The 13,618-nt window shown below is 74.9% G+C and carries 14 protein-coding genes; 5 read left to right on the top strand and 9 right to left on the bottom strand.

What is annotated here, in order from left to right:
* Window positions 1-11: 11 nt before the first annotated feature.
* Together CLT75_RS07335 and CLT75_RS07330 are read left to right on the top strand one after the other, a co-directional pair.
* Window positions 12-1,640: an acyl-CoA dehydrogenase family protein gene (locus CLT75_RS07335; protein WP_135240090.1), complete on the top strand. Its 1,629-nt coding sequence runs from the start codon at window positions 12-14 to the stop codon at window positions 1,638-1,640.
* Between the two features lie 4 nt (window positions 1,641-1,644).
* Window positions 1,645-2,472: an MOSC domain-containing protein gene (locus CLT75_RS07330; RefSeq protein WP_486485082.1), complete on the top strand. Its 828-nt coding sequence runs from the start codon at window positions 1,645-1,647 to the stop codon at window positions 2,470-2,472.
* A 53-nt stretch (window positions 2,473-2,525) separates the two neighbouring features.
* Here CLT75_RS07330 and CLT75_RS07325 read toward each other — a convergent pair whose 3' ends face one another.
* On the bottom strand, window positions 2,526-3,092 hold the full coding sequence (locus CLT75_RS07325; RefSeq protein WP_135240089.1) for a GNAT family N-acetyltransferase: 567 nt from the start codon (window positions 3,090-3,092) through the stop codon (window positions 2,526-2,528).
* A 34-nt stretch (window positions 3,093-3,126) separates the two neighbouring features.
* On the opposite strand from CLT75_RS07325, the gene CLT75_RS07320 reads away from it, so the two are divergent.
* Complete coding sequence (locus tag CLT75_RS07320) at window positions 3,127-4,335, top strand: MalY/PatB family protein (RefSeq protein ID WP_135240088.1); 1,209 nt, start codon at window positions 3,127-3,129, stop codon at window positions 4,333-4,335.
* A gap of 45 nt (window positions 4,336-4,380) precedes the next feature.
* Here CLT75_RS07320 and CLT75_RS07315 read toward each other — a convergent pair whose 3' ends face one another.
* Both CLT75_RS07315 and CLT75_RS07310 read right to left on the bottom strand, forming a co-directional pair.
* Entirely contained in the window at window positions 4,381-5,472 is a 1,092-nt protein-coding gene (locus CLT75_RS07315) for a winged helix DNA-binding domain-containing protein (RefSeq protein WP_135240087.1), read from the bottom strand.
* A gap of 19 nt (window positions 5,473-5,491) precedes the next feature.
* Window positions 5,492-6,070 (bottom strand): DinB family protein, encoded by a 579-nt coding sequence (locus tag CLT75_RS07310; RefSeq protein ID WP_135240086.1) that lies wholly within the window; start codon window positions 6,068-6,070, stop codon window positions 5,492-5,494.
* 85 nt (window positions 6,071-6,155) lie between these two features.
* On the opposite strand from CLT75_RS07310, the gene CLT75_RS07305 reads away from it, so the two are divergent.
* Window positions 6,156-7,157: a WYL domain-containing protein gene (locus CLT75_RS07305; RefSeq protein ID WP_135240085.1), complete on the top strand. Its 1,002-nt coding sequence runs from the start codon at window positions 6,156-6,158 to the stop codon at window positions 7,155-7,157.
* Between the two features lie 24 nt (window positions 7,158-7,181).
* On the opposite strand, the gene CLT75_RS07300 is transcribed toward CLT75_RS07305, so the two are convergent.
* From CLT75_RS07300 to CLT75_RS07280, 6 genes are all read right to left on the bottom strand, one after another.
* Window positions 7,182-7,985 (bottom strand): hypothetical protein, encoded by an 804-nt coding sequence (locus CLT75_RS07300; RefSeq protein WP_135240084.1) that lies wholly within the window; start codon window positions 7,983-7,985, stop codon window positions 7,182-7,184.
* Window positions 7,986-8,044: 59 nt separating this feature from the next.
* Window positions 8,045-8,356, bottom strand: coding sequence for an NIPSNAP family protein (locus tag CLT75_RS07295; protein ID WP_135240083.1), 312 nt, complete (start codon window positions 8,354-8,356; stop codon window positions 8,045-8,047).
* A 23-nt stretch (window positions 8,357-8,379) separates the two neighbouring features.
* Window positions 8,380-8,913, bottom strand: a complete 534-nt coding sequence (locus tag CLT75_RS07290) for a flavin reductase family protein (protein ID WP_135240082.1) — start codon at window positions 8,911-8,913, stop codon at window positions 8,380-8,382.
* A gap of 35 nt (window positions 8,914-8,948) precedes the next feature.
* A complete protein-coding gene (locus CLT75_RS07285) occupies window positions 8,949-10,169 on the bottom strand; it encodes a putative sulfate exporter family transporter (RefSeq protein WP_135240081.1) in 1,221 nt (406 codons plus the stop codon).
* Window positions 10,169-10,315 carry a hypothetical protein gene (locus CLT75_RS32570; RefSeq protein WP_162959099.1) on the bottom strand — a complete coding sequence of 49 codons (147 nt, stop codon included), beginning with the start codon at window positions 10,313-10,315 and terminating at the stop codon, window positions 10,169-10,171. The genes CLT75_RS07285 and CLT75_RS32570 overlap by 1 nt, the downstream gene beginning before the upstream one ends.
* Window positions 10,316-10,418: 103 nt before the next feature.
* Window positions 10,419-11,210 carry a TetR/AcrR family transcriptional regulator C-terminal domain-containing protein gene (locus CLT75_RS07280; RefSeq protein ID WP_135240080.1) on the bottom strand — a complete coding sequence of 264 codons (792 nt, stop codon included), beginning with the start codon at window positions 11,208-11,210 and terminating at the stop codon, window positions 10,419-10,421.
* Window positions 11,211-11,434: 224 nt separating this feature from the next.
* Between CLT75_RS07280 and helR the strand changes: the two genes are divergently transcribed.
* Window positions 11,435-13,606, top strand: coding sequence for an RNA polymerase recycling motor ATPase HelR (gene helR / locus CLT75_RS07275; RefSeq protein ID WP_135240079.1), 2,172 nt, complete (start codon window positions 11,435-11,437; stop codon window positions 13,604-13,606).
* The last annotated feature ends 12 nt before the right edge of the window (window positions 13,607-13,618 follow it).

Below are 13,618 nucleotides of genomic sequence, written 5' to 3'. Positions count from 1 at the left end.
GAGTTGCCGCCGTGACCACACACGAGGTCGTCAACCAGGTCCCGCCGATGGTCGGCCACGACACCGCCGACGACCCGGCGCTGCGCGACGGCGTGGCCCGCGAGGGCGCCGGCTGGGCGCTGCCCGGGCTGCACGAGCTGGGCCGGCTCGCCGGCGGCGAGGAGGCCGCCGAGCACGGCCGGCTCGCCAACGAGCACCCGCCGGTGCTGCGTACCCACGACCGGTACGGCCACCGCGTCGACGAGGTGGAGTTCCACCCGTCCTGGCACGAGCTGATGCGTACCGCCGTCGGTCACGGCCTGCACGCCGCGCCGTGGGCCGACGACCGGCCGGGCGCGCACGTCGCCCGGGCCGCCGGCTTCTACCTGTGGCGGCCCGACGCCGGGCACGGCTGCCCGATCTCGATGACCTACGCGGCGGTGCCCGCGCTGCGGCACAGCCCGGACCTGGCCGCCCGGTACGAGCCGCTGCTCACCACCCGCGAGTACGACTTCGGGCTGCGCCCGCCGCAGACCAAGCGCGGCCTGCTCGCCGGCATGTCGATGACCGAGAAGCAGGGCGGCTCGGACGTGCGCGCCAACACCACCACGGCCCGGCCGGAGCCGGACGGCAGCTACCGGCTCGTCGGGCACAAGTGGTTCACCTCGGCGCCCATGTGCGACCTGTTCCTCACCCTCGCCCAGGCGCCCGGCGGCCTCACCTGCTTCCTGGTCCCCCGGGTACTGCCCGACGGCACCCGCAACCCGATGCGGCTCATGCGGCTCAAGGACAAGCTCGGCAACCGCTCCAACGCCTCCGCCGAGGTCGAGTATGAGCACGCGGTGGCGTGGCGCGTCGGCGACGAGGGCCGGGGCGTGCGCACCATCATCGACATGGTCAACCTGACCCGGCTCGACTGCGTGATCGGCGCGGCGGCCGGGATGCGCCACGGCGTGACCACCGCCGTGCACCACGCCACCCACCGGCGGGCGTTCGGCGACTACCTTGCCGACCAGCCGTTGATGCGCAACGTGCTGGCCGACCTGGCGGTGGAGTCCGAGGCGGCCACCGTCCTGATGGTCCGGCTGGCCGGCGCGACCGACCGGTCCGCGCGCGGCGACGACGGCGAGACCGCGTTCAAGCGTCTCGCCCTCGCAGTCGGCAAGTACTGGGTGTGCAAGCGCTGGCCGGGGCACGCCGCCGAGGCGCTGGAGTGCCTGGGCGGCAACGGCTACGTGGAGGAGTCCGGCATGCCGCGGCTGTTCCGCGAGTCGCCGCTGAACTCGATCTGGGAGGGCTCCGGCAACGTCGCCGCGCTGGACGTGCTGCGCGCGCTCACCCGGGAACCGCAGGTGCTCGCCGCGTACGAGGCGGAGGTGGCCGCCGCGGCCGGCGCGGACGCCCGGCTGGACGCCGCGGTGCGCCGGGTCCGCGACGAGCTGGCCGACCACACCGACCTGGAGCTGCGCGCCCGGCGGGTGGTGGAGCGGCTGGCGCTGGTGCTGCAGGGCGCGCTGCTGGTGCGCCACGGCCACCCGGCGGTCGCCGACGCGTTCTGCGCGTCCCGGCTCGACGGCGACCACGGGCAGGCGTACGGGACGCTGCCGGGCGGACTGGACCTCGCCGCGATCATCGACCGCGCCACCCCCAAGATCGGCTGAGGGCGTGGTGATACGGCTCGCCTCGGTACACCTGTATCCGGTCAAGTCCCTCGGCGGCGTCGACGTCGACCGGGCCGACGTCCAGCCGTGGGGGTTGCGTCACGACCGCCGCTGGCTGGTGCTGCGCCCGGACGGCGGCAAACTGGGCTCGGGCGTCCTTCCGGCGCTGCTCGGCCTGACCGCCGTGCCCGGCTCCGGGTCGATCACGCTCACCGCCCGCGACGGGTCGTCGCTGACAGTCGCCGAGCCGGTCGACGGGCCGCCGGTCCCGACCGACATGTCCCGGCTGGACACGGTCCGGCTCGCCGCCGACGAGGCCCACGACTGGCTGTCCGCGCGGCTGGGCCGGCCCGTACGGCTGGCCTGGCTGGACGATCCGCGCCGCCGGCCGATGTCGGCCGAGCACGGCGGCGGGCCCGGTGACCCGCTGAACCTGTCCGACGCCGGGCCGCTGCTGGTCGCCACGGCGCCGTCGCTGCGGCGGCTGCGGGACTGGATCGTCGAGGGCGCGCTCGAACGCGGCGAGCCCGCACCGGAGCCGCCGGCGATGGCCCGGTTCCGGCCGACTGTGGTGCTGGACGGGCCGATCGAACCGTTCGCCGAGGACGGCTGGACGCGTGTGCGCATCGGCGCCGTCGACTTCCGGGTGTCCGAACGCTGCGACCGCTGCTCGGTGACGCTCATCGACCCGGAGACCCTGGCGCGCGGGAAGGAACCGATCCGCACGCTGGCCCGGCACCGACGCTACGACGGCAAGACCTGGTTCGGCGTCCGCCTGGTCCCGCTGACCACCGGGGAGATCCGGGTCGGAGACGAGTGCGAGGCGGCATGACCGCCCGCCCTCCGGCACCGTGCCGCTCGCCGGGGCGGGTGGGCTGAGCGCGGTCAGCCCGATCTGACCCCGGCCCGCCACTCGTCGGCGAGGATCGCGTAGACGAGCTGGTCGGCCCAGCCGTCCCGGAACCGGTAGCTGCGCACGTGCCGCGCCTCCCGCCGCATGCCGAGCCGGGCCATCAGGCGGGCCGACGGCGCGTTGTCCGCGTGACAGCGGGCCATCACCCGGTGCAGCCCGAACCCGCCGAAACCCCAGTCCAGCAGCGCGCCGGCCGCCTCGGTGGCCAGCCCACTGCCGCCGTGGTCGGGGTGGAAGACGTACCCCAGCTCGGCCGTGCGGTCCGCCGCGCTGCGCCAGACCAGCTCGACCGCGCCGATCACCCGCGCGTCGCGCACCACGGCGAGCGTCAGGCAGTCGCCCTCCGCGCGCAGCGCGTCCTCGCCGGCCATCGCGGTCACCGACGCCAGGGACTCCGCCCGGGTACGCGGCGCGGCCCCGGCCATCCAGCGGACCACGTCCGGGCGGCGTTGCCAGGCGTGCACGTCGTCGAGGTCGCCGAGCGTGACCGGGCGCAGCAGCAGCCGGGGCGTGCGCAGCGGGTACGCCGGGTGGGTCATCCGGCGATGGTAGGAGGAACCTAGTGTGGGCCGCATGGTCGTTTCCGCCGACGAGGGCAACCCGCTCACCCAGCTCACGCTCGACCAGCTCCGGCAGCGCACCAGCGTGAAGTGGCGGCTCTACCCGCCGGACGTGCTGCCGCTGTGGGTGGCCGAGCAGGACGTGCCGCTGGCGCCGCCGGTGGCCGAGGCGCTGCGCCGGGCGGTCGAGCTGGGCGACACCGGCTACGCGTTCGGCACCGGGTACGCCGAGGCGGTCGGCGGGTTCGCCGCGCAGCGGTGGGGCTGGGCCGACTTCCCGGTCGGCCGGACCTCGCTGGTGCCGGACGTGATGATGGGTACGGTCGAGGTGCTGCGCCTGGTCACCGGTCCGGGCGACGCGGTGGTGGTCACTCCCCCGGTCTACCCGCCGTTCTACGCGTTCGTCACAAACGCCGGGCGGCAGGTCCTCGAGGCGCCGCTCGGCGCGGACCTGCGGCTCGACCCGGCCGCGCTGGAGGAGGCGTTCCGCCGGGCCCGCGCGATCGGTGAGCGGCCGGCGTTCCTGCTCTGCAACCCGCACAACCCGACCGGTGTGGTGCACCGGCCCGACGAGCTGGCCACCGTCGCCGAGCTGGCCGCGCGGCACGGCGTACGGGTGGTGGCCGACGAGATCCACTCGCCGCTGGCACTGCCCGGCGCGCGGTTCACCCCGTACCTGACGGTGCCGGGCGCCCAGAACGCGTTCGCGCTGCTGTCGGCGTCGAAGGCGTGGAACCTGGCCGGGCTCAAGGCGGCGCTGGCGGTCGCCGGGCCGGACGCGGCGGACGACCTGGCCCGGATGCCGGAGGAGGTCAGCCACGGCCCCAGCCACCTCGGGGTGCTCGCGCACACCGCCGCGTTCCGCGCCGGCGGGCCGTGGCTGGACCGGCTGCTCGACGGCCTCGACGCGAACCGGTCGCTGCTCGGATCGCTGCTGGCCGACCACCTGCCGACGGTGTCGTGGCGGCCGCCCGAGGGCACGTACCTGGCCTGGCTGGACTGCCGGCGCCTCGGCGTACCCACCGAGGCGGGCGACGGACCGGGCGTGGCGAGCGACCTGGCCGGTCCGGCGCGGATGTTCCTCGACCGGGCCCGGGTGGCGCTCAGCTCCGGGCACGTCTTCGGCTCCGGCGGTGCCGGGTTCGTGCGGCTCAACTTCGCCACCTCCCCCGCCGTGCTCACCGAGGCGGTCACCCGGATGGGCCGGGCCGTGCACGCCTGACGTACGCCTCGGCGCGCGCACGCCGCACCGGCGCCGCGGCGCGGCTCAACGGGCGGCGACGCGTACCCCCTGGTTGTCGCCCTCGGACAGGAACGACGCCACGGCGCCGCCCTCGGCGGTGACGGCCGCGTGCTCGGCGCGGGTGAACGCGCGCAGCGGCGTGACCACCACGACGCCCGCGTCGACAGTCCACGTGGCGGCGACCCGGCCGTCGACGAGCACGAACCGGGCCCCCGCCACGGAGAGGTTGCGGTGGGCGTCGTCGATGATCCGGGTGCGGTCGTGGTAGCCGAGCACCGCGTTGTCGAAGGCGGGCAGGAACCGTACCGGCGCGGGGGTGTCCGGGTCGGGCCGGGGCGCACCCGGCAGGTCCAGCAGCGTGCGGCCGCGCGCGTCCCGGAAGGCCACCAGCTCGTCGCGGACCGCGGCCACCGCGGCGGGCAGCCCGGCGAGGCCGCACCAGGCGCGCAGGTCCGCCGACGCGGCCGGCCCGAACGCGGCCAGGTAGCGCCGCACCAGCGCCCGCCCGGCCGGGTCGTCGCCGTCCGGGCCGGGCGGGTCGGCGTCGCGGCCGAGCCACCGGGCCAGAGCGACGGTACGGACGCCGGCGGTGTTCCGCCACAGTCCGCGCGGCGGCGCCTGCACGGCCGGCACCAGCGCGAGCACGATCTCGCCGAGCGCCCGCCGGTCGGTCTCCGGCCAGCGCGCGGCGAGCGCCGCCACGATCTCGGCGGTGGTGCGCGGCTCGCCGTCGGCCAGGACCTCCCGGGCCGCCGCGGCGAGTTCGTCGAGATCGACCCCGTCGAACTCGCCGCGGTAGACGCCCAGCACCCGCTGCCGCAGCATCGCGTCGTGCCGGGACCGCCAGGCCAGCACGTCGTCCGCGGCGAGCAGGTGCACGGTGCGGCGCATCAGGTGGGTACGCACCAGGCGGCGGCGCACCAGCAGGTCCGACAGGACCGCCGGATCGAAGGCCCGCAGCCGCGACCAGAGCCCGACGTATGGCTCCTGCGGCTCCTGGGCCTGCAACCCGCACAGGTGCGTGACGGCGTCGGCCACCGGCAGGCCGGCGCGGTCGAGCAGCAGTTGCCGGGCGAGCGTCGCCCGGTTGAGTGTCCGCTGGTCGAGCACTGTCACGTCCCGGTCTCCGGCCGGCTCAGGTGGTGGTCTGCCCGTCGATGCTCTCGCGCAGGATGTCGGCGTGCCCGGCGTGCTGGGTGGTCTCGGCGATGACGTGGATCAGCACCCGCCGGACGCTGCGGACCGAACCGGGCTCGTTCCACGGCGCGTCCGGCACCGGCCAGGTCGCCGACAGGTCCTCGACGCCGGCCACGATCTCCTCGGTACGGGCGGCGATGCGGGCGTACCGGTCCAGGATGGCCGGCAGCGTGTCCTCGGGCAGCATCTGGAAGTCCCGTCCCCGCTCGATCGCCCACTGCGGCAGCTCGCGGGCCTGCCCGGACATGAAGTCCTCCCAGGTGACGCCCTCGGGCATGGCGAAGGACATCGCCGACGGGCCCTCGACCACGAACCGCAGCCACGCCTCCTCGGTGGACGCGACGTGCTTGATCAGGCCGCCCAGGCAGAGCGCGCTGACAGTCGGCTTCTGCCCGGCCTGCTCGTCGGTCAGGCCGCGCACCGTGTTGATCAGCATGTTCCGGGCCTCGGCGAGTTCGGCCAGCAGGTCGGTCCGCTCGGCGTCCAGGGTGGTGGGGGTCGTGGTGGTGCCGGTCATCGTCATCGTTCCTTCCGGTCCTGATCGGGTACGGGTCCACCCTCGCAGGCATAGCGGTCAGGAAGTGTCCTCTTCTCGCGGCAGAATGCGTGTCGTGCCGAAGGCTTCCGCCCGACTGCTCTCCCTGCTGTCCCTGTTGCAGGCGCGACGCGACTGGCCCGGATCGCTGCTCGCCGAACGGCTGCGGGTCAGCCCGCGTACCGTGCGCCGCGACGTCGACCGGCTGCGGGAGCTGGGCTATCCGATCGAGAGCGCCAAGGGCCCGGACGGCGGCTACCGGCTGGGCGCCGGCTCGGCGCTGCCGCCGCTGCTCTTCGACGACGAGCAGGCGGTCGCGCTCACCGTGGCGTTGCAGACCGCCGCCGGCGGGGTGACCGGCATCGAGGAGGCGGCGGCGCGGGCGCTGACCACGGTGCGGCAGGTGATGCCGGCGCGGCTGCGGCACCGGGTGGACGCGCTGCGGGTGGTCGACGTGCAACGCGCCGGCACGCCGGTCCGGCACCGGGTGGAACCGGCGCTGCTGATGACGCTGAGCGCCGCCGTGCACGCCCGCGAGGAGCTGCGCTTCGACTACGAGTCGGTGTCGACGACGACGCCGGCCGCGGGCCGGCCGCCGCGCCGGGTGCAGCCGCACCACCTGGTCACCTGGGGCGGGCGCTGGTATCTCGTCGCCTGGGACCTCGACCGCGACGACTGGCGCACGTTCCGGGTCGACCGGATCAGCCCGCGTACGCCCACCGGCCCCCGGTTCACGCCCCGCGAGCTGCCCGGCGGGGACGTGGCCGCGTACGTCGCCGGCCGGTTCAAGGGCGCCACCGGGCCGGGCGACTGGCCCTGCCGGGGCGAGGTGATCCTCGACCTGCCCGCCCGCGTGGTGTCCGGGTGGACCTGTGACGGGATCGTCGAGGAACTGGGCCCGGACCGCTGCCGGCTGGTGCTGGGCGCCTGGTCGTGGCCCGGGCTGGCCGCCGTGCTCGGCCGCTACGACGCCGACATCGAGGTGGTCGGGCCGCCGGAGCTGCGCGAGGCGTTCGCCCGCCTGGCCCGCCGGTACGCCGCCGCCGCGAAGTCCCCGCGCCAGGGTTAGGCGGGTGGGCTTGGGCGATCGCCGCTAGCTGTGCGGGCGGGCCCGGTTGGTGGCCCGCCACGAGGGCCAGCCGTCCGGCCACGTGTCGGGCCAGTCGTCGCCGCCCTGACCGGGACCGGCGAACGCGCCGTACCGCGGGCCGACCACGTCCCGCGCGAGGTGCTCGGCGATGTCGGCCACATCGGCCGCGGACAGGCGCACCCAGCCGTCGAACCGGCTGCCCAGAGCCTGGTTCACCAGCGTCACGCTCCGCTCCTCCGGCAGGCCGGCGGCGGTCAGCAGCCAGGTGAGCACCCGGTGGCACCGCCCCTGCCACCCGTCGTCGTCCTCGACCCAGGCGACCGTCGCGGTCAGCAGTTCGGTGATCGCCGCCTCCCAGGCCGCGACGGCGTCGTCCGGCCCCGCCGCCGCAGCGGCGTCCAGCGACGGCAGCAGGCGACCGAACCGGTCGGCTGCTCCCTCCAGCCAGCGCCGCCACCGTGTGAGCTGCTCGGCGACCAGGGCGACTGTCTCCTCCTGGGAGGTGACGAACGGCGCCCAGCAATCCCACGTCGCATGCGGAGCCATCCCCCAGCCGGAGGCCCACGGGCCGTACTCGCGCACCAGCGCCTCGGTCATCGCCGTGTTCCACTCCAGCGACTGCTGGCAGGCCCGCTGGTACGCGTCCCAGGCCACCGGATCGCTCGGCCGCAGGGACGGGAAGGCGGGCGCGGCGGGTGGCACCGGGGGCGCCAGGCGCCGCACCACGTCCAACGCGGCGGCCGGGTCGTACGGGTGGGGGGTGGGATCGACCTGCGCCCAACGGTTCAGCCGGACCACACTCGTCATCGCCGCCACTCTAGGACGAACCACGCCTTCGGCGCCGCCCCGATCCTGGACGGCTCCTGTCAGTCGGCGGGCAGGAGGGGGCGCATGAACGTGCGCTCGTACCGCAGGACGCAGCCCGACTCGTCGCGGATCCGGTCGGCGGCGACGAACTCCGGGTCCACTCCGAACCGGGACCGGTACTGCTCGTACGCCGCCAGGCTCTCGAAGCTGAACAGCGCCTCGGCCCGGTCGCTGGCGCCCTCGGCGGGCAGGAAGTAGCCGTGGTGCACGCCGCCGTGCCGTGCCACCAGCCGCATCCAGGTACGGGCGAAGCGCTCGAACGCCTCGAGCTGTGCGGGGTCGATCGTGTAGTGCACGACGCAGGTGATCACGCGGCCACGATAGCGGCGGCCGGTCAGGCGGCGGAGCGGCGGTCGCCGGGGTCGGTCGTGTCGGCCAGGCCCGCGTACCGCCCCCTGTGGTAGAGCAGCGGCGAGCCGACGTCGGCGTGCCGCAGCAGTTCCGGTTCGGCAAGCACCACGGCGTGGTCCCCGACGACCACCCGGTCCACCACCCGGCACAGCAGCCAGGCCAGCGTGTCGTCGAGGACCGGCACCCCTTCCGGGCCGGGCCGCCAGCGAGTCGGCCCGGCGAACCGGTCGATCCCGCTGGTGGCGAACGTCCGGGCCAGCTCGTGCTGGCCGTGCCCGAGCAGGTGCACCCCGACGTGCCGGGCCCGGGACACCACCGGCCAGCTCGACGACCCCCGGTCCAGGCAGAACGAGACGATCGGCGGTCGCAGCGACACCGCGGTGAACGACGTGGCGGTGAACCCGGCCGCCGGTGGCCCGGCGGCGGTGACCGCTGTGACGGTGCTGGCCTGGTGCCGCAGCAGCGCCCGCAGCGCGTCGGCGTCGGCGTCGACCAGGGTGTCGGCGGGCTCGGGCACGGCGTTCCTCCAAGGTGTACGGGGACGGACGGCGGTCAGACCGTGAAGCCGTGGAACAGCACCGACGCCAGCCCGAGGGCCAGCACCAGGTTGAACACGGTGGCGGCGCCGAACACGGTCACCGGCCGCCAGCCGGCCTCGCGCAGCGACGACACGCGGACCTCCAGGCCGATGCTGACGAAGGCCAGGATGAGGAACCAGACCCGCAGGTCGGTGACGATCGCCATGGTGGCCTTGCCGTCCGACCCGGCCGCGTCGAGATACCAGGTGGCGATCACCGAGGCGGCGACGAACCCGAGCACGAACTTCGGGAACCGGCGCCACAGCTCGCCCAGCCCGGGGCGCGGGGCGTCCGGCCGGCGCTCCACGTGCAGCGCGAAGTACGCGGTGAGCGCCACCGCGACCACGCCCATCAGCGCGTTCTGGGTGACCTTGACGATGCTGGCGATCTGGAGTGCGTCCTCACCGGCGAGCGCGCCGGCCGCGGTGACGGCGGCGGTGGTGTCGATGTTGCCGCCGATCCAGGCGCCGGCGACCGCGTCGGAGAGGCCGAGCACGTCGGCCAGCCACGGCAGCAGGAAGATCGACGGCAGCGCGAACGCGATGACCAGGCTGGCCGTGTACGCGAGCTGTTCCCGGCGTGCCCGTACCGCGCCGGCGGCGGCGATCGCGGCGCTGACTCCGCAGATCGACACCGCCGAGGCGAGCAGCGCGCGCAGCTTCTCGTCCAGGCCGAACCGCCCGGCCAGCCACCAGGTGAACAGGAACACGCCGCTGATCAGCAGCAGCGCCTGGGCGATGGCGGGACCGGCGGCGCTCGCGATGACTGCCAGATTGATCGAGGCGCCGAGCAGCACCAGGCCGGTCTTGATGAAGAACTCGGTACGGAACGCGGCGGAGATCCGGTCCCGCAGGCCGGTCACTGTGACGACGAGGTTGCCGAGCAGGCCGAGCAGGATCGCGTAGACCGGGTACTCGATCGCGGCGGCCACGTCCTCGACCGCGCTGCCCTCGGCCCAGACCGGCACGTTCTGTTCGAGGAACCGGGTGAGCGCGGCGAGGCCGAGCACCACCAGCAGGCCCAGGCCGGTCCAGGCCCAGAACGCGCCGGAGCGCAGGTCGGCCCGGGGTGGCGCGACCGCGGGCGTACCGGCGGGTCGGTCCACCGGGGTCGCGGCGGCCGGGGCGTCCGCGGTGGAGGCCGCGGACGACCCGGCGGCGGTGGTGTGGGTGGCGGGCTCCGGGACGGCGGCCATCACGGCACCAGCCCGGCGGGGATCGCACCGGCCAGCACCAGGAGGAGCAGCGCGAGGCCGAGGACGGTGGCGGCCCAGTCCTCGCTGAAGGCGAGCCGGGACGTGCCTGCGGTGGGCGGTTCGGGTGGCGTGGGCGCGTTGCTCATGAGGGGCTCCTACGGGTACGCGCGGGCGACGGAGGGCAGCCGGGGGCGAGGGGTGACGGGGGATCGTCGACCCCAACGAGAGTTTCCTACTTAACTAGTAGGATTACAAGGTCTTCCCGGGCCCCGGCTCGCCACCGGCACGCTCGGCCACCACCACCGAGATGCCGTCGAGCACCCGCTGGAGACCGAACTCGAAGGCGTGGTCCGGCCCGTACGCCGCGCCGTGCGCCATGCCGGCGGCGGTGCCGACCCGCGCGGCGAGCGGGAAGCTGCCGGCGGTCATGAACTTCTCCAGCCAGGGCCCGTGCGTCCGCCACCACTGGTCGTCGGTCATCCCGGTCTCACGTTCCAGCTCGGCCACGTCCAGCGCGACCCGGGCCGCGTTCTTGGCGTGCCCCAGCACGAGCGTGAGCACCGCGTCCATCTCCACGTCGTCGAGGCCGATGTCCGCGACGGCGTGCAGTTCGTAGTCGTACTTGGCGAGCACGTTCGGGCCGAGCACCGGCCGGGTCGTCTCGGCACGCAGCAGCCACGGGTGGGCCCGGTAGAGGGCGAGATTGTCCCGCGCGATGCGTTCCAGCCGGCCCCGCCAGCTACCCGGCACGTCAGCCGGGCGCGGCAGGTCACCGAGGACGGCGTCCACCATGACGTCGAGCAGTTCCGCCTTACCCGGCACGTACGTGTAGACGGACATGGTGCCCACGCCGAGCGCCTCGCTGACCCGGCGCATGGTGAGCGCGTCGATGCCCTCGGCGTCGGCGATCTCGATCGCGGTACGCACGATCCGGTCGACGCTGAGACCGGGACCGGCGCCGCGGCTGGCCGGTTCCCGGGTGCGCCAGAGAAGGGCCAGGCTGCGGGCGGGATCGGCCTTGCGCCGGCGCTCCTTCGACATGGTGCCGTCATCCTACCGGCCGGGCCGGTCGCCAGCCGTCGGCGGGACGCCGGAAAAGGGGAGCCCGAGAATTGTTCGCGCAAAAAGAATGGCGGGTTCTCCCGCCACTACCAACATATAGCGCACCCCCGGTCTTGCCGCAAGACCGGGGGCAGGGAGCACAATTGCCGGCCGTAACCCATTGCCGCGCCATTCGAAAAGCCGCGAAGAGCGGAGGCTCGGCCGTGCCCGTGATCGGAGACGAGTTGAACCTGCCTGCCACGAGCGTTTTCGATCTTCCCGAGCGACTGTCGGCCAAGGCCGACCCCGATCTGATCGCCGCCGACGAGCGGCACTTCGCCGCCATCGCGGACAGCCTGCGCCGCTCGATCGCCGACCTGACCGACCGGCTCGACGCCACGCGCCGGGCCGCGGGCGGCCGGGGCCGGCAGGCCGTCGACCGGGACCAGGAGGTCCGGCGGTTGAGCGCGCGCCTGCGTACGCTGCGCCGTTACGGCCTGGACCTGTGCCTGGGCCGGATGGTCGGCGCGGACGGCGGCGAACCGGTGTACGTGGGCCGGCTCGGCCTGACCGACGGTGCGGGCAGCCGGCTGCTGCTGGACTGGCGCTCCCCCGCCGCCGAGCCGTTCTTCGGCGCCACTCACGCCGACCCGATGGGCCTGGTCAGCCGCCGCCGGTACCGGTGGACCGCGGGCCGGATCACCGACTACTGGGACGAGGTGTTCACCGCCGACGGGCTGGCCGGGCACGCCGCGCTGGACGACCAGTCGGCGTTCATCGCCAGCCTGGGCGCGACCCGGTCGGCGCGGATGCGCGACGTGCTCGGCACCATCCAGGCCGACCAGGACGCGATCATCCGGGCCGGGTCGCGGGGCGCACTGGTGGTCGACGGCGGCCCCGGCACCGGCAAGACGGTGGTGGCGCTGCACCGCACCGCGTACCTGCTGCACGCCGACCCGCGGCTGGGCGAGCGCCGCGGCGGGGTCCTGGTGGTCGGGCCGCACCAGCCGTACCTGAACTACGTGTCGGACGTGCTGCCCAGCCTGGGCGAGGAGGACGTGCAGATCTGCACGCTGGCCGACCTGGTGCCGGAGGGCGCGGCGGCGGCGCCGGAGACCGACCCGGAGGTGGCGCGACTGAAGGCGTCCGGCGAGCTGGTGCGCGCTGTCGACGCCGCGGTCCGCTTCTACGAGGAGCCGCCCGCGACCGGGATGACGGTCGGTGTCGGGGACGCCGAACTGCGGCTGACCGCCGACGACTGGACGACGGCGTTCGAGGCGGCCGGGCCGGGCGTCCCGCACAACGAGGCCCGCGACGAGGTGTGGGAGGAACTGCTCACGATCCTGGTGGAGAAGTACCGCGGCGACGAGCCGGAGGAGGCGGTCCGCCGGGCGCTGGGGCGCGACCGGGAACTGGTCACCGCGTTCGGCCGGGCGTGGCCGCTGCTCGACCCGCTCGACGTGGTGGCCGACCTGTGGTCGGTGCCGGCCTACCTGCGCCGGTGCGCCCCCTGGCTGAGCGTCGAGGAGATCCGTACGCTGCGGCGGGCCGACCCTCGGGCCTGGACGGTGGCGGACCTGCCGTGGCTGGACGCGGCCCGGCGGCGGGTCGGCGACCCGGAGGCGTCGCTGCGGCGGCGCCGCGACGAGGGGGTGCTGGCCGCGCAGCGCGCCGAGATGGACACGGTGGTCGACGCGCTGATCGCGTCGCACGCCTACGACGACGGCGAGGGTCTGATGACCATGCTGTACGGCGAGGACATGCGCACCAGCCTGGTCGACTCCAGCGTGCTGAGCGCCGCCGATCCGGACCTGCTGGCGGGGCCGTTCGCGCACGTCGTGGTGGACGAGGCGCAGGAGCTGACCGACGCGCAGTGGCAGATGCTGCTGGCGCGCTGCCCGTCGCGCAGCTTCACGGTGGTCGGTGACCGGGCGCAGGCGCGGCACGGGTTCACCGAGTCGTGGCCGCAGCGGCTGGCGCGGGCCGGGTTCGACCGGGTCGAGGTGGCGACGCTGACCGTCAACTACCGCACCCCGGCGCAGGTGATGGCGGCGGCCGAGCCGGTGATCCGGGCCGTCCTCCCGGACGCCAACGTGCCCACGTCCATCCGCGACGGCGCCCCGGTGCGGTACGGCGACCGCGCCGAGCTGCGCGCGGTGGTGGACGGCTGGCTCGCCGCCCACGCCGAGGGCGTCGCGTGCGTCATCGGCGATCCGGCGTTCCGGGCCTCGGACCGGGTCCGGTCGCTGAGCCCGGTGCTCGCCAAGGGCCTGGAGTTCGACCTGGTGGTGCTGGTCGACCCGGAGTCGTTCGGCGACGGGATCGCCGGGGCGGTGGACCGGTACGTCGCGATGACCCGGGCCACCGGCGAGCTGGTCGTGCTCACCGGGCCGTGACCGGCGCCCGGG

It is taken from the genome of Micromonospora sp. CNZ285 (genome assembly GCF_004637285.1).
Note: the sequence above shows the minus strand (reverse complement) of the source record. Positions and strands in the feature narration are given on the sequence as shown.